At 61.2% G+C, this 15,794-nt stretch carries 16 protein-coding genes; 5 read left to right on the top strand and 11 right to left on the bottom strand.

Annotated features, from left to right (window positions below; all coding sequences use genetic code 11):
- Nucleotides 1-57: 57 nt before the first annotated feature.
- Both VFB05_RS31875 and VFB05_RS31870 read right to left on the bottom strand, forming a co-directional pair.
- On the bottom strand, nt 58-1,458 hold the full coding sequence (locus VFB05_RS31875) for an ATP-binding protein (RefSeq protein WP_325020156.1): 1,401 nt from the start codon (nt 1,456-1,458) through the stop codon (nt 58-60).
- Nucleotides 1,455-2,186 (bottom strand): response regulator, encoded by a 732-nt coding sequence (locus VFB05_RS31870; RefSeq protein WP_325020154.1) that lies wholly within the window; start codon nt 2,184-2,186, stop codon nt 1,455-1,457. Before VFB05_RS31870 ends, VFB05_RS31875 begins: the two co-directional genes overlap by 4 nt.
- Before the next feature lie 518 nt (nt 2,187-2,704).
- On the opposite strand from VFB05_RS31870, the gene VFB05_RS31865 reads away from it, so the two are divergent.
- Nucleotides 2,705-3,187: a DUF2147 domain-containing protein gene (locus VFB05_RS31865; RefSeq protein WP_325020152.1), complete on the top strand. Its 483-nt coding sequence runs from the start codon at nt 2,705-2,707 to the stop codon at nt 3,185-3,187.
- A gap of 43 nt (nt 3,188-3,230) precedes the next feature.
- Here the strand turns inward: VFB05_RS31865 and VFB05_RS31860 are convergent, their stop codons facing one another.
- The 5 genes from VFB05_RS31860 to VFB05_RS31840 form a co-directional block, all read right to left on the bottom strand.
- Nucleotides 3,231-4,004, bottom strand: a complete 774-nt coding sequence (locus tag VFB05_RS31860; RefSeq protein ID WP_325020150.1) for a hypothetical protein — start codon at nt 4,002-4,004, stop codon at nt 3,231-3,233.
- Nucleotides 4,005-4,011: 7 nt separating this feature from the next.
- The gene (locus VFB05_RS31855) at nt 4,012-4,890 is read right to left on the bottom strand and encodes a MipA/OmpV family protein (RefSeq protein ID WP_325020148.1); all 879 of its coding nucleotides are present in this window, start codon (nt 4,888-4,890) and stop codon (nt 4,012-4,014) included.
- 62 nt (nt 4,891-4,952) lie between these two features.
- A complete protein-coding gene (locus VFB05_RS31850; protein WP_325020146.1) occupies nt 4,953-5,174 on the bottom strand; it encodes a hypothetical protein in 222 nt (73 codons plus the stop codon).
- Between the two features lie 428 nt (nt 5,175-5,602).
- Entirely contained in the window at nt 5,603-7,744 is a 2,142-nt protein-coding gene (locus tag VFB05_RS31845; protein ID WP_325020144.1) for a 3-hydroxyacyl-CoA dehydrogenase NAD-binding domain-containing protein, read from the bottom strand.
- 132 nt (nt 7,745-7,876) lie between these two features.
- On the bottom strand, nt 7,877-9,085 hold the full coding sequence (locus VFB05_RS31840) for an ABC transporter substrate-binding protein (RefSeq protein WP_325020142.1): 1,209 nt from the start codon (nt 9,083-9,085) through the stop codon (nt 7,877-7,879).
- A gap of 113 nt (nt 9,086-9,198) precedes the next feature.
- Between VFB05_RS31840 and VFB05_RS31835 the strand changes: the two genes are divergently transcribed.
- Complete coding sequence (locus VFB05_RS31835; protein WP_325020140.1) at nt 9,199-9,717, top strand: MarR family winged helix-turn-helix transcriptional regulator; 519 nt, start codon at nt 9,199-9,201, stop codon at nt 9,715-9,717.
- On the opposite strand, the gene VFB05_RS31830 is transcribed toward VFB05_RS31835, so the two are convergent.
- Genes VFB05_RS31830 through VFB05_RS31815 form a run of 4 tightly spaced genes read right to left on the bottom strand, consistent with a single transcriptional unit; the run spans nt 9,674 to nt 13,968 of the window.
- Nucleotides 9,674-11,086 (bottom strand): MFS transporter, encoded by a 1,413-nt coding sequence (locus VFB05_RS31830; protein ID WP_325020138.1) that lies wholly within the window; start codon nt 11,084-11,086, stop codon nt 9,674-9,676. The genes VFB05_RS31835 and VFB05_RS31830 overlap by 44 nt on opposite strands.
- Before the next feature lie 41 nt (nt 11,087-11,127).
- Entirely contained in the window at nt 11,128-12,147 is a 1,020-nt protein-coding gene (locus VFB05_RS31825; RefSeq protein ID WP_325020136.1) for an amidohydrolase family protein, read from the bottom strand.
- Nucleotides 12,148-12,173: 26 nt separating this feature from the next.
- Nucleotides 12,174-13,388: an acyl-CoA dehydrogenase family protein gene (locus VFB05_RS31820; protein ID WP_414643347.1), complete on the bottom strand. Its 1,215-nt coding sequence runs from the start codon at nt 13,386-13,388 to the stop codon at nt 12,174-12,176.
- Nucleotides 13,389-13,428: 40 nt separating this feature from the next.
- Complete coding sequence (locus VFB05_RS31815) at nt 13,429-13,968, bottom strand: flavin reductase family protein (RefSeq protein ID WP_325020132.1); 540 nt, start codon at nt 13,966-13,968, stop codon at nt 13,429-13,431.
- Between the two features lie 162 nt (nt 13,969-14,130).
- Here VFB05_RS31815 and VFB05_RS31810 point away from each other — a divergent pair, with 162 nt between their 5' ends.
- The 3 genes from VFB05_RS31810 to VFB05_RS31800 all read left to right on the top strand — a co-directional run bounded on the left by VFB05_RS31810 (nt 14,131) and on the right by VFB05_RS31800 (nt 15,713).
- Entirely contained in the window at nt 14,131-14,604 is a 474-nt protein-coding gene (locus VFB05_RS31810; protein ID WP_325020130.1) for a MarR family winged helix-turn-helix transcriptional regulator, read from the top strand.
- A gap of 360 nt (nt 14,605-14,964) precedes the next feature.
- Nucleotides 14,965-15,399: a DUF2267 domain-containing protein gene (locus VFB05_RS31805; protein ID WP_325020128.1), complete on the top strand. Its 435-nt coding sequence runs from the start codon at nt 14,965-14,967 to the stop codon at nt 15,397-15,399.
- Between the two features lie 197 nt (nt 15,400-15,596).
- Nucleotides 15,597-15,713, top strand: a complete 117-nt coding sequence (locus VFB05_RS31800; protein WP_325020126.1) for a hypothetical protein — start codon at nt 15,597-15,599, stop codon at nt 15,711-15,713.
- The last annotated feature ends 81 nt before the right edge of the window (nt 15,714-15,794 follow it).

Below are 15,794 nucleotides of genomic sequence, written 5' to 3'. Positions count from 1 at the left end.
GTGATCGGCGCGCGACCGTCGTTGTTCGCTTGGACGGTCTCCGCGACCGTCAAGGTCTCAGCACCCCGAAAGAGCGGTCGCTGAACGGCGTTTCCCGGATTGCAGCTCGCTTTGCTGCGCTGGCAGTTCCAGTCGCGCGCGCAAACCGCAGGGTGTCCGATTGAAAAGCTTCACATCGCCGCCGTGCTCCCTTGCGATGGTTCGGCTGACGGCCAGACCAAGCCCGACACCTCCGGTGTCGCGGTTGCGCGACTGCTCGAGCCTGTAGAAGGGCGCAAACACTTTTTCCTGCTCGTCGAGGGGAATTCCCGGGCCGTCGTCGTCAACGACGACAGCTACGCCATGCGCCTCGCTCAGGAGCTGGACCCGGGCACAGCCGCCATATTTGACGGCGTTTTCGATCAGATTGGCAACGGCGCGCCCGACCGCGGTCGGCCGGCAGCGAACACTGACGTGCGATGCCTCGGCAAACGAGACGTCGCCTCCGAGCTCTGCAAGATCGTCGCAGATATCGGCGACCAGAACGCTGAGATCGACCAGATTGGCCTGCTCGCGCTGCGCGTCATCGCGAGCGAAGACGAGCGTGGCGCGGATCATCTCGCTCATGGCGTCGAGGTCGGCGCGAGTCTGCGCGCGTTGCTCCTCATCCTCCATGAACTCGGCGCGCAGCCGTAGCCTCGCAAGCGGCGTCCGCAGATCATGAGAAATCGCGGCGAGCATGCGCGTTCGGTCTTCCAAAAACCGTCGGAGCCGTTCCTGCATCTTGTTGAACGCCCGCGTCGCCACACGAAGCTCGCGCGGCCCCCGCTCGGCAAGCGGCGACACATCCTGCCCCGTGCCCAGTTGCTCCGCCGCGCGTCCGAAATCGGCGATCGGTTCGGCAAGTCTTCGAGCTGCCAGGACCGACAATAGCGCAACGATCAGAAACCAAATTCCCAATCTGAGTGCAAAGCGCTGCCACGAGCGCTTGAAGTTGCTCGCGGCAACGTTGAGCAGCACCCACTGGCCCTGCGGCAACGCCACCTGGACGAGGAGGTCGCCGGGCTGAGCAGGCAACTCATGGGCAAAGGGATCCTCCGCCTCAGGCAGAGACGAGCGATCGGCGATCAATGGGGCTACATGAAGGTCAGCGACGTGTGCCAGCAGCAACTGGCCAAATCTATGGGGTCGAAAGCCAATTTCTTCACTCTTCGCGATAGCCGGCGCATCGCGCAACAGGACGCCGATCGCCGGCGTGTTGAGCGCCGCGGCAAGCGTCGCGCGCTCGCGCTTCGGACCGGCATTAAGAATCTGCACTGCATTGATGACCCGCCCCTGCGCGATCCATTCGGCGACCTCGCCGTTCGACGCGCCCTCGAGATAGATGAGGACGGCGCTGATCGCGACCATCGCGGCCACGCAGGTGACAATCGTCGCCCCGATCCTTGCAGCGATCGTGTCAGGATAGGACAGTCTCACAGCTCGTCTCCCGCGGTTGTCACCACGCCGGAAAACACGTACCCGCCGCTCCGTACCGTCTTGATGAACTCCGGTTCTTTCGGGTCGGCTTCGATCTTGCGACGCAACCGGCTGATCTGTACGTCGATGCTGCGGTCGTACACGTTTGCCGCGCGGCCGTGAGCGAGGTCCAGCAATTGATCGCGCGTCAGGACGCGCTGCGGGCGCTCGACAAGCGCGAGAAGGATGTCGTATTCGCCGGCTCGCAGCGGCACCAGCGCGCCTGCGGGCGAGAACAGCTGGCGTCTGGCCAGCACAAGCCGCCAGCCGTGAAACTCGAGCACGCGGCTGGCCGTCGAGAACTCCTGGGCCGCGGGAGTTGTGCTTCTTCGCAGCACGGCACGCACGCGGGACAGCAGTTCGCGTGGATTGAAATCCTTGGGCAGATAGTCGTCTGCTCCCATCTCGAGACCAAGGATACGGTCGGTATCTTCTCCTTTGGCCGTCAGCATGATGATGGGAATGGTGCTGTCGGCGCGTAAGCGCCGGCAAAGGCTCAAGCCGTCCTCACCCGGCAACATGACGTCGAGCACGATGAGGTCGATGCGCGCGGCCTGCAATACCTGCTGCATCGCCCTGCCCTCGGCCGCGACCGAGACGCGATATCCATGCTGGACGAAGAACTTCGTCAGCAGGTCGCGAATGGCGCGGTCGTCATCAACAATCAGAAGGTGTGGGGTTGCTATCATTTCGATTAGCTAGCTCATCCCTCGCATCCGCCAAAGCCAGAGATTTGTAAACGAGTGTTGCATCTGCGGCAGGCGACGCAATGCGAAAACAAATCGGTGCCAGTTGGAGGTTTTCCGGACACTTATGACGTGCACCCTGCGAACAGGAAGCAAGTCAGGAAAAAGGGCGGTTCCGTGACATTGCGCGCACGAGGTCACAATGTCTGCAGTCGAAAGCTCGGAAGATGTCAGAGCGGCGTTTGCCGAACCGTCCGGATGGCGGTGCACGCGCTGGATCGCAGCCGCGGGCCTCCGCCTGCATCGGCATCTATGTGCGGCACCTAGCTGGGCGATCAGACTGGATGTCGTTGAAAGCTCCTCGCTCTATCACACACTCGGCCAACTGCTCGTGCTTGCCAAGAGCCGCTCGAGGAGTGCCGAGCCGAATTCGGCAATACTCCACCACGCGCCAGGACACATTCGTGAAATGCGCGAGCCGCAATCATGGTCGGATCGAAACTTCAAAACGGAGCTTGATGATGAAGAGAGCCTTGGCTGCGATCGGGGCAAGCCTGATGGTTACGGCAACGGCAGCGTTGGCCCAGAAACCGCCGTCGAACAACAAGCCGATGCCGGTGCCCGCGCAGCCGGCAGAGGTCGCAGGAGTCTGGCTCAATCCGACCGGCAATACGCGCGTGCGCATCAGCCCGTGCGGCCCGGCGCTGTGCGGCAATATCACCTGGTTGAAGATTTCGAACGATCCACAAACCGGCGAGCCGCTCACCGACAAGAATAATCCCGATCCGGCAAGTCGAAACAGACCGCTCCTCGGCTTGCAGCTGCTCACTGACCTGAAGCCTGGCCGCGCTGCCGGCGAATGGACCGGAAAGGTCTATTCGCCGAACGAAGGCAAATTCTATAACGCCAACTTTTCGATGGACGGGCCAAATGAGATCAAGATGGAAGCCTGTCTGGTGATCGGCCTGCTGTGTCGAACCCAAACCTGGACCCGGGTGAACTGAGGGCCGCGTCCGGCAGCACATTCGCTCCTGTCAATTGCAGCCTCTATGGCGTGGTCAAATGTAAGTCTCTCAACGTTGGCTCGAGGCTGCGGTTGATAAGGTCCGATACCGCGACCTTGAGCGATTCGTTCTGGAGTGGATCTGATATCGGCGGCACTGCCGCATCGAACGGTCGGCTCGGCCCGGTCAGCTTGATGATGCTGGAATTGTCCAAAGGCGAGGCCGTTTTCTTGTCGATGGTGCGAAAGGTGTGTCCGTCGACGACGCGAATGACGTAGAGCGCATGCACCATAGCGGACGAATTAAGCAGCGCGCTGTGGTTGATGAGGCCTATGCCGCTCACCGGAACGCCCCTTGTGCCGAATTTGAGCGTGGCCTTCGTGATGACGACATAAGCGTCAAGGCCCTGCGGCGAGACATGGTTGACGATGCTTTCCTTGAACGGGTCCTCCCGCTTGAGCGGATTTTCTCGCAAGAGGTCCGCGGCTGGAATGGCTGACTTTTTCTCCAACGCCGCGAATATCTCGCGCGGATAGCTAAGGGTCTGCACCTGAAAGTTCCGACCGAGAATCGAGGTTGCCTGAGCGACTATTTGCTCGTCGATTCCCCAGGCTTCGATCGAAGCCGAATGCGGTGCGTTATCGAATCCGGTCAGACCGGTTTCGGTGAAGGTGAACTTGTCGCCGATGGCCGAGATGATTCCGATGGTCTTGATGCCTTGGAGCCGGTTTGTCGCCTCCATGGACGCGCACGCCGAAAGGGCGAGCAACGCCGCCACGGCCGATCCGAGCCGACGCCACCCGATGATGCCCCGCATGGCCGCCTCAGCGGACCCTGAGGTCGAATGAATAGGACCCACCGATTGTGAAACTGGTCTGGTTGGGCGAGCCGCGTTGGGTGGTCAACGGGCTTGCAGCGGCATCGCCGGTGAGTCGCTGATACTCGATGGTGGAATGGACCTCCCATTGCGGCGTGACCTGGTAGCGCAATTGCGTCCCTACCCCAACCGACTGCAGTCCGCCGCCGGCGTTGAAAACCGGCAGCCCCGATGCCAGCGCTTCCGTCTGATCAATGCTGAAAAACGGCGACGTCGCATGCGTGTTGGCGAACGACAGCCGCGGGCCGGCCGACCAGGTCAGGCGATCCCAGATCGGCACGATCGCGTCCGCTGTCAAATCCGCAAATACACCGTCGGCTCCGCGAATGCCGCGACGCACTTCGGCGCGGGCGCGAAACCAGTCGACCGGAAAGTATTCGACAAAGCCGCCAAGCTCGATCGTGCTCTTGACGTCATTAAGACCGTTGAGGGCGGAATCGTTGCTCGCCTTGCGCGCCGGCAGGCCCGCGATGACGGGACCCGCGCGAAAGCCACCGGCGTCAAACAGAGCGATACCGCCACTGTCGCGCGGACTGATGAATTGGTGCTGGCCCGAGCCTCCCGGCTGCGCGCTGAAGATCGGGATTGGACTAAGCGTGTAATGTGTTCCGCCAAGAAAGTACGGCTGGAAGCTGCCGCCGGCGCCGATCGTGACGGTCCAGAGGCCGGACGGCGTCGGGAGAAACGGCACTGACGGCACCGTCACCGGTAACGTCCACACCGACGAATCCGGCTGCGCGGATTGCGCGCATGCCATCGCGGGCAGCGCAGCCGCAGCGCCGGCAGCCAATATCCGCAACAGGACGGCTCGCCCTTCGAATTGCATGACTTTCTGGTCCTGTTCTGGAATGTCGGAAGAAAACGCCGTTTGCCTGCGTTGACGCTAGCCTAGTCGTCGTCATCGTCGTCCCAGGGGGCGACCATCCAGCCCTGCGAGTCTGCGTACCCAACCGGGTCTAGCTTGCTTGTCGCGCCGCCACTGATCGCCAGAAGAGACGACGCGCCGCCTGGCGTGTCGCTCCAATAATCGAGCGACCAGAGTTCGTACTCCGGCAGCAGCAATGCACCGCAGACGGCCAGTGGAAACAGAAGCGTCTTGACGAAGGCCATGAGAACGACAGCTCGACAGATGAGAACAACCAGGCGACTGATTTGTCGGCCATGAACTTCCGCTAGGCACTTTTCCGGCGGATGTCTCGAAGAGCGTCGTTTTGTTAACCAGTGTGAATTCAAGCCAAACGGTAACGATAGGTTACAAATGATTTGCCGCCGCAGGCGCGGCCGGAAGGCGAGTGACCGGATTCGGCAGGTCGCGCGATCACGGCAATCCGCGAACAACCACGACCGGCAGGTGCCGCCTCGATCGACCAAGCCGACCGTCACCACCAGTCATTCCGGAAGCGGTAGTCCGTATCCGGTGTTTGACTCGGCTCGAAATTTAGTTATAAATTATAAGTATCTGATCCATACCGGATCGGATACTCGAGTTTTTTCACCCCATACTTTGGGCCGCTGATCGTCACGATCAGCGGCTTCTTTTATTTGTCAGGTGACGATTGCCGGCAGTGACCGGCGACTTTCTCCCAATCGGCGACGCTACGTCCGCTGTTTGCAAGCTCGACAAGGAGGTTTGCCGGCTGCCAATGCTGGGGACCAAATCGGTCGCGGTACTTCTCGATCCCGGCGAGGACATTTTTCAGGCCAATCGTCTCGGCGTAGTGGATCGGGCCGCCACGATAGCGCGGAAAGCCGTAGCCGCTGGTCCAGACAACGTCGATGTCGGCGGCACGCTGCACAATGCCCTCTTCGAGAATCCGGAAGCCTTCATTGATGAGCGGACAGAGACAGCGCTCGACGATCTCTTTCTCACTGTGCGCGAACTGAGGCACCTGCAGCTCGGCCGCACGCTGGCGCAGAATCGCGATGGCCTCCGGATCATCGTAACGGGTGCGGTCGCCTTTCTCATAGCGATAATAGCCCTTGCCGTTCTTCTGTCCCAGCCGCCCCGCTTCCACCAACGCGAAATCCGCCTGATAGTAGGTTGGATCGATCGGATATTTGTCAGCGTTTGCCGTATGCACGCTGGTTCCGACATCGACGCCGGCCATGTCGAAGACGGCGAGAATGCCCATTGCCATGCCCCACTTCTCCAGCGCCGTATCGACTTCGCGCGGCGTCGAACCTTCCAGTACCATCCGCTCGGCTTCGCGCGCATAGCCCTCCATCATGCGGTTACCCACGAATCCGTAGCAGACCTTCGTCAACACCGGCGTTTTCTTGAGAGGACGCGAGAGGTCGATCGCCGTCTTGATGGTTCCGGGCGAGGTCTGCCGTGTCCTGACCACTTCCAGAAGCGGCATAACATTGGCCGGCGAGAAGAAGTGCAATCCCACGACATCCTGCGGGCGCGACGTCGCCTTGCCGATCTCCTCGACATCCAGCGTCGAGGTATTGGTCGCAAGCACCGCGCCCGGCTTTGCGATCTTGTCGAGTGTCGCAAAAATCTTCTTCTTCAACTCCATATTTTCGAACACCGCTTCGACGACAACGTCGGCATCTCCCAACGCATCGTAGCTCAGCGAGCCCGAGATCAGGCTCATGCGGCGCGCCTTTTCGTGTTCGGTGAGCCGACCGCGCTTGACCATCGTCGCGTAGGTCGCCTCGATGGTCTCGATCCCGCGCCTCAAGCCGTTCTCGTTGGCATCGATGATCGTGACGGGTATTCCGGCATTGGCGAAACAAATGGCAATACCGCCGCCCATCGTTCCCGCACCGACGATGCCGGCCTTCCCGATCTGCCTGCCCCTGGTCTCGGCGGGAATGTCGGTGATCTTGCGGGTCTCGCGTTCAGCAAAGAAGACATGGATCGCCCCTTTGCTTTCCGCCGAGAGCTTCGCCCCATTGACGAGGCGCTCTTCCTCCAGAAGGCCGTCAGCAAATTCCATCGCAAGCGAGGCGCGCACGGCGGCGACAGCGGTCTGCGCGGCAACCCTGTTGGGATAGAGTTTTATCGCTTCCGCTTCGATGCGGGAGAGAACCTCCGGCGTGGCGGTGGCGGGATCGACCTTCATTGCGCCCGTGCGCCGCGGTCCGGCGCCCTGCGCCACCAATTCGCGCGCATAGGCAATCGCAGCGTCGTTGACGCGGCCTTCCGCGATCCGGTCGATGGCCCCGTATTCAAGCGCCGTCCTGGCGTCGATCGGGCGCGCGCTTATGATCATGCCGAGGGCCTTTTCTGCGCCGATCAGGCGCGGCAGCCGTTGCGTCCCGCCGGCCCCCGGAATGATTCCAAGGGTCACTTCAGGGAACCCAATCCGTGTTTTTGCATCGGCAATCCGGTAGTGGCAGGCGAGCGCAATCTCGAAGCCGCCACCCAGCGACGTTCCGAACAGCGCGGCGACGACCGGAACGTTCAGGCTCTCGAGCCGGCCAAACAGCGCGCGATATTCGGCTTCTTTCGGCGGCCCGTCGAACTCGCCGATGTCGGCGCCGGAAAAAAAAGTGCTGCCGCCGCAGGCCAGAACGACTGCCTTCACGCCGGACAACGCACTCAATTGGTCCAGCTTCTGATCAAGACCGGCGCGAACCGCCGCGGTGATCGTATTCACCGGCGGCGCGTCGACCGTGATGATGGCCACACCGTCTTCGATCTTGAGGTCGACGATCTCTTTCCCTGTCACTTCACATTTCTCCATGGCTGCCTTCGCGATCGGCCGCGAAGATCAACAAATCAAACCTCCAAGAGGCTTGCCTCTCGCCGCAACGAAGCGCTCGCCTTCCCGGTGGATCACGGGCGAGCTTCCGATCCGTCCCTATCGGGCCGCGAGCGGACAGTTTCCCTCGCTTTCCGGACGGAACGCCTGCTCTCCGGGAACGGTTGCGACGACCTTCAGCAGATCCCATTTTGACTTCGATTCCTCGGGACGCTTTACCTCCAGCAAGTAGAGCGGGTGGATCTTGCGTCCATTAGGGCGGATATAACCCTTCCCAAACAGAGCATCGTCGGTCGGCATCGCTTTCATGGCGGCAACGACCGCCTTTCCGTCGCCGGCGCCTCCAACCTTGTCGACCGCCTTCAGGTAATGAAGGACCGACGCATAGACGCCCGCCTGCATGTCGTTCGGATAGTTATGGCGAGGGTGCCGCTCGGCAAACCGCTTTGCGAACGCTCGCGTGCCGTCGTTGAGATCCCAATAGAACGGATTCATGATCTGCGCCCCATGCGCCAGGTTCAGGCCCAGCGCGGGAAGTCCGTTGATGCCCAGAATCAGGCCAACCAGCCTCTGATTCTGCGTGAGGCCGAACTCGGCCGCCTGCTTCATCGACGTGATGGTGTCGTCGCCGGCATTTGCGATGCCGATGATGTCCGCACCCGACGCCTGGGCCTGTAGCAGGAACGACGCATAGTCGGCGGTTCCGAGCGGATGACGCACCGAGCCGAGGACTTCGCCACCCGATTCCCTGACACCGTCGGCAGCGCGTTTCTCGAGGTCGTGCCCGAACGCGTAGTCCGCTGTCAGGAAAAACCACTTCTTTCCGCCTTGCGCGACGACGGCTTTGGCAAGTCCGCGGCCGTAGGCGTAAGTATCGTAGGTCCAATGCACGGTATTGGGTGTGCACTTTTCGCCAGTCAGAAGCGCCGTACCAGCGCCAGATCCCACGAACACCTTGTTCTTCTGCGCAGTCATGTCCGCGACCGCGAGCGCTATCGCCGAGTTCGGAAGATCGAAAATGGCGTCGACGCCCTCGTTCTCATACCAGCGCCGCGCGATGGCAATGCCGATATCGGGCTTGTTCTGGTGGTCCGCGGAAACAACTTCGACCGGCTTGCCAGCCGCCTTGCCCCCGTAGTCCTCGACCGCCATCTGTGCCGCAACGACAGACCCGATGCCTTGATACTCCGCGAAGACGCCGGATTGGTCGTTGAGAACGCCGATCTTGATCGGCTGTCCGTGCGCAGACGAGAGGAAAAAACCGGCCAAAGCTGACGCGATCAGCTGCGCACTGAAATACTTTCGCATATATACCTCCCGAGCAGACAAGGCGGCGGGTCACGGCCGCACCCGACATTTACTTATATTTTATAAGTATTTTTTGCCAGCGTCAATTCGCCTGACGGATGCAGGATCTCGGAATGGACAAGCCGACCAATGAAATGCATGAGCGGGTCTCCGGGCCACGCTCAGCTCAACAAGCAAAGACCCGGCCTCTGGACTTGACGGCGCTGCGTCAAACTCCGGGGTTCATGATCCGGATATTGCAGCTCGAAGTCTTCGACCGGTTCTACCGCTTCTTTAAACCGATGGGCATGTCTCCGGTCGACTATGCAATCCTGCTGATTGTTCGCGACAACAAGACAGTCACCCAGAGCGAGCTCGCCGCCGTCTTGAAGATGCAGCTTCCTAATCTCGTGAAGATCCTCACGAGGATGGAACAGGAAGGGACCTTGAAGCGAAAGAGGTCGAGCAGGGACCGGCGGGCGGTCGAGCTAAGCCTTACCGCCGCTGGCCACAAACGCGCTGACGAAGCCGATCAGCTCAACCAGGCATTCAACAAGCAAACGCTCGCCGCTTTGGCAAAGCAGGAGCGAGTTCTCTTCATGCAGCTTCTTACGCGCCTTGTAGAGGAGCATTTGAAGCCACGCGATCCGTGAGTGCGGCCGTGCCCTCGCGGCGCGCACCCGAATCTGCTGCAGCGCCCGTCCACTCACTTGCCGGCCGCGCCGCGCACAGGATGATTGCGCCGGCCAGTAGCGCTGCGAGGCCAATCGCGAGGAACATCGGCGTCGGGCTTTGGTAGGTTTGCTGCAGGAGGCCCGCCACAAGCGGACCAAGGATAGCCCCGACCCGCGCAACCGACAGCTCCATTCCGACCGCGGTCGCGCGAACGTCCGTTTCGTACGAGTTAGCAGTAAAATTGTTCAGGACGAACTGCGCGCCAATGATGCAAAAGCCAGCGAGCGCGACAGCCGCCAGATTCATCACATGGGCATTGTACGTGATGAGTGCCAGAACGCTTAAGCCACCGATCGCCCACCAAAAAGCCAGTAGCCCGCGGCTTCGCCCGACCCGGTCGATCAGGTGGCCGACCGCGAGCCCGCCGAGGAACGACATGACTTGCATCACCGCTCCGAAGGCAAAGCTTGCCGAGAATGTCTCACCCCGCTGCATCATCACCGTCGGAATCCAGCCGGTCAGACCGAAGATGCAGAACAGGCTGAGGAACGCTGACAGCCAGATCGACAGCGTCGTTCGGCGATATTTCGCGCTGAGCAACACCGCGACAGGATTGACCGGTTGGGCGGGCCGCGCGGCCGAAAACGTCGCGTCAGCGTAAAGCGGCGCCCGATCGGGACGCAACCGGCCGAGCAATCTCCGGATCTCCTCCGGCCTGTTCCGGAGCATCAGGAATTTGGGCGATTCCGGCAGCTGGGCGTGGAGAAACGGAAGCAGCACGAAGGAGAGCGATCCGATCCAGTAAAGCGCCTTCCAGCCGAACACCGGGGTTGCAAAGACTCCGGCAAGTCCGGCGAGAGTGCCCCCAAGCGCCCAACCCAGCGCGACGCCCCACAGCGAGAAGGTGTTGGCAACGCGCCGCGGCGCCAGCTCGTTGATGTAGGTCGTCGCCAGCGGCAGCAAGACGCCAAGGCCGAGGCCCGTGAGAAGCCGCAACAGGCAATACGAGACGAACGAGTCTGCAAACAGCGCCGTCAGCACCGTGAAGATGCTTGTGATCCACAAACCACCGAGCAAGGTGCCGCGCCGACCAAACCGGTCTGCAACGAGACCATGCACGGCCGAGCCGACCAGAAATCCGATCAGGCCGCTTGAAATCAATAGTCCCGCCTGGCCGCCTCGCAGCCCCCAGGGACCCGCGACATAGTGGATGACATAAGCCGGGTTGAAAGTGTCGTAGCCGTCGAACAGCGTCAAAAGCCCCATGACAAGGCCGAGCCGCAGATGAAACGCGCTGACTTTCGCGCTCGCAAGTTCCTCGTGCACGTCAATCCCGTGATCCGTCATCACGTCCCCTCCCCTTTGATTTCAACGTCCGGATTTGCCGCTCATTCGGCAGCTTGATCGATCCCAACGGACGCCGAGACTGGCCGGTCGAGCTTGAACAGCCGCGCCGCGTTATCTCTTCCGATTTTCACGCGATCGGTTTCGCTGATGCTCGCGGCATCAAACCAGTCGGCCGCGTGATCGACGTTCTCAAACGGCCAATCGACCGAAAACAGAATGCGGTCGGCACCGATCTCGAGCATCGCGTCGATCAGTGTCTGGGTCCGGAAATTCCCCGACGTCGTCAGGTAGAAGTTTTCGTTGAAATAGTCGCGGATCTTCCGCTTCGCCTTGTGTTTATGCGGCGCCTTGACCCATGCGTTGCGGTGATCGATGCGCCACATGCTATAGGGCAACCCCTCGCCCATATGACCGACGATGATTCGTAAGTTCGGATGCGCATCGAACAGCCCTGAACCTATCAAACGCAGCGCATGCACCGCGGTCTCCTGCCCGAAGGCCCAGGTCGGACCGAGCAGCCAGGAATGTCCTTCATAGATTCGCGAGTCTTCCGGCAAAGGATTGCGCGGGTGCAGATAGAACGGTGTGCCGAGCTGTTCGACGCGCGCCCAGAACGGCCAGTATTGCGGCAGGTCGTAATAGATTGGGGCGCGACCGTCGGCGATCTGCGAGAAGCCGTTGACCAGCGCGCCGCGAAAGCCGAGCGTCTTCACGCAGCGCTCGAGTTCGCTGGTCGCGAGCTCCGGGTCCTGCATCGGCAGCGCCGCAAAGGCCTGGAAGCGTGTCGGCCGCTTTGCGACCTGCTCGGCAAGATAATCATTGGCGCGCCGCGCGATCTCGAGAGCCATTGCTCTGTCAGGGATCGCCTGGACCGCCGGCGCGTTGAGCGACAGGATCATCATCTCGATGCCGTGACGATCCATCTCAGTGAGGCGCCGCTCCTGAATATCGAGCAGACGGCCCTTCAATTCGGGCCAATATTCCGCCGGCACAAAGCCGGCGGAGTCCAGCAGCGTATCGGGGATAGCAAAGTGCTCCTCGAGTGCGATCTTCCCTTGCATGATTCCTCCGTTTGCCTCGCTGCTGTTCAGTATTGGCCGAGCGGCGCAAGCCCGAGCGCCATCTGGCCGTACATCGTGCCGACCGCATCCCAGTTCATGCTGATGTGACGGCCGACGGCGTTGACGTCGCGCCAGGCCCGCTGCACCGGGTTTGCAAGGTCTAGTCCCGCGCCTCCGGTCGAAGCGTTGAGGGCCTCGATCGCGCGAATTGCAAGATTGACCGAAAACGCCTGACCGCGACGGCTGAGAATGCGTTCCTCGACGGTAACGGGCCTGCCGTCACGGACGGTGGCCGCGCGGCGCCGAAGATCCCGCAGCAGAAGGTCGCGCGCCGCGTCGGTCGATGCGGCCGCTTCCGCCACGCGAAGCTGGATGGTGGAAAACTCCGCCATCTTGTTGTTGTGGCCAGCGACGGCTCCGCGCGTCACGCGCGTGCTGGTTCGCGCCAGGTATTCCTCCAGCGCGCCGGTCGCCGCGCCGACGGCGGTCGAGGCGAGGCAGGAGGGAATATTGCAGAGCATCGGAAGCGAGAACGCGGGATTGCCATCATAGAGTGCCGCGCCCGGCGTCTGGCCACTCGTCGTCGCGGCAAAACTCAGCGCGCGATGCGCCGGCACGAAGACGTCGGTCAGCACCAGCGTCTTGCTGCCGGTTCCCGCAAGCCCGACGACATTCCAGGTATCGTCGATGGTGTAATCCGACGCCGGCACCAGCAGGAACGCCGGCGCCAACTTGCCGTCTTCAGTTTCCGACGGCACCAGCGCTGCACACAGCGCCCACTGCGCGTTGTCGCAGCCGCTCGCAAACGACCAGCGGCCCGACAGGCGATAGCCGCCTTCGGTAACCGCAGCCTTGCAGGCAGGCGCATAGGAACCACAGGCCAATGCGTCAGGGTCGACGCCCCAGACGTCGCGCTGCGTCCGTTCGTCAAAGCTTGCGATCAGCCATTGATGGGCCGCCAGCAAACCCGCGACCCATGCCGTCGAGGCGCATGACTTCGCGAGTTCGATATTGAGTTCGACCAGCACGTCGAAGTCGTGCTCGAAGCCGCCGAACATCGCCGGCTTGACGATATCGAAATAGCCGATGTCGCGCAGGGCATTGATATTTTCAAAAGGCACGCGGCAGCCTTTTTCGGTTGCCGCCGCTCGCGCTGCGATATCCGGCAGCGCGGCCGCGAGCCGCGACTTCAGCGCCGCAAGATCGGGACGCGGCGGCTTGCGAGGGGCGGTGTCTTTCAATTGCGCCGACATGGCCATGTGCTGCTCCGCTGTGCGCCGGTCAATGTTTGCTGGTGTGTGCCGCCGAAGCCCCGGCCGGCGTCTCATGCGCCACCGACGAGCAATATTTCGCGTCCTGATAGATCAGGGGCTCGATCGGATCGTGAACGTTGACGGCTTCCGCCTCGCCAATGAAGATGGTGTGCGTGCCGTACGGCACAGCGGCGACCTTCCTGCAGAAGATGTTGACCTGGGCTTCCGCCAGATAGCTGACGCCATCAGCCGAGGTCAGCCATGTGCCGTGCTCGAAGCGGGCCTCGGGCGCTATCGCGCCGCTGAATGCGCTAGAAAGCTCAACCTGGTCGCGGCGCAGCACGTTGACGCAAAAATGCCGGCCAACCTGAATGATGTCGTGAAGCAGCGTTGCCCGGTGGATGCAGACGATCAGCGACGGCGGATCGAGCGACAGGGACGTCACCGCGGTTGCCGTCATGCCGTGGCGACGGCTCTGGTCGGCGGACGTAATGACCGAGACGGCGGCAGGAAAGCGCCGCATCGCAAGCCTGAAGGAAGCCCCCAAATCCCCGGATGTCACTGACATCGGCCGATCCCTTCCCGAAAATTATTACTTTCCGTGACAATAGTTGCATTTACAAATATATGTCAACGAGAAATTTGCAGATGCAACTTTCTGCTTGGGCGGATGGCTGTGAATCGGCTACTGTCCGCCTGCAATAGTTGCAACGAGACAAGCGGCAAGCACTTGTACCGGCTGACGAACTCCCTGCCCTATCTGCTCAACCGGGTCGGCGTCCGGATGGGTGAATTGTTTTCGCGCCGCATCGCCGGCTACGACGTCACGCTGCCGATGTACCGGGTGATGGCCGCGCTCTGGCAGCAAGGTGATCAGCGCCTCGGCGATCTCGCTGACATGACATCGCTCGAGATATCGACTGCGTCACGCCTGATCGGCGCGATGAAGCGCAAGGGCCTCGTCTCGCGCAGGAGGCTGGAAGACAATGCGCGCACCGTCGCGATCAATCTGACGGCAAAGGGCGAAGCTCTGGTCGAAGAACTGATCCCGATTGCAATGCGCTTCGAGGAAGTCGCGATCCGCAGTCTGCCGAAAGATGGACTTGCGAATCTGAAATCCGTTCTGGCGCAAGTCTACACGGACCTCGGCTCGCTTGAGCCGGAGATCGTTGAGGCCGAACGGCGGCGCAAGGCACGACGCTAAGCGACGACTAGGGCGGAGTGCCTGATAAAATCGTCAAGCGTCGGCTCGGTCACAGCTTGCGGGCAAGCAAATTGTTCGGCAAGACGCCGATCGTTTCCGGCGTGATCAGCCCCAGCGCGCCGGCGACATGCCACGAGAACCTGAAACCTTAGCTATGGTCAGGGAGTTGGCTGCCCGCGATCGATGCCCTACCCTCCTACTCCTCGGCTGCTGATCCTATCTGCCGGAGCGCGGCTGCAACATCCAGGATTGGCTGCTGCCCGTCCTTAACCCGCGCGTCGTCGATACTAGGGTTGATTCATGTCAAGCCGGCTTGCTTTCGGTCCTGCTTAATTTTCGTTTTCAAGCGGCGGAGGCGTCATGAATACGACAGGGGTCACCACTCTGGACCATACCGTGCAGCAGACAAACGCCTGGCTGAAAGGTGTTGAGGATGAATTGGTGCTCGACAGTCGCCAGGAAGCTTATCGGGCGCTACGGGCTGTCCTGCATGCGCTGCGGGACCGACTGCCTCCGGAAGTCGCGATCAAGCTTGGCGCGCAATTACCGATCCTCGTCCGCGGCTTCTACTACGAAAACTGGCACGCCGCGGGAACACCGACCAGAGAGCGCCACCTCGAGGACTTTGCCGACCATGTGGCCTCGGAACTGTCTGGAGGTTTTCCAATCGATGCGCTGACAGCCGCTCGCGGCGTATTTGAAATTCTCTGGGAAAAGCTCGATCCGGGCGAGTTCGAAAAGGTGCTGCATCATTTGCCTGCCTCGTTCAGAGCCTTGGGGCGTGGCGAGGCATAGGTCAAAAAGCGACAATTCTCGGCCCAGCAAGCGAGTTAGTGCGACATCATCAGGCACTCGCCTTTAATCGCTCCTTTCAAAGGCGGCAGGGCTCGACAGTGGCTTTGAGGACCTACTCTCTTTCCAGAGTTTACCAGTTACTTGAACCCGGGCCGGTCGTGCTGTTGACCACGGCAGACAAAGGGCACGCAAACGTCATGGCGATGTCCTGGCACATGATGCTGGAATTCGAGCCGCCTCTCCTCGCCTGTGTGGTCAGTGAGGCGAACTTCAGCTTTCGAGCGCTGCGCTCGACGGGGAAGCGGCAATCGTAATCCCGGCGCGCGGTCTCGCCGATAAAGTCGTGAGGGTAGGCAACTGCTCGGGCAAAGATTTGACAAGTTCACAGGCTTTGG

The organism is Bradyrhizobium sp. (genome assembly GCF_035652035.1).
In the GTDB taxonomy this organism is placed as follows: Bacteria; Pseudomonadota; Alphaproteobacteria; order Rhizobiales; family Xanthobacteraceae; genus Bradyrhizobium.
This window is presented reverse-complemented; position numbering and strand designations above follow the sequence as displayed.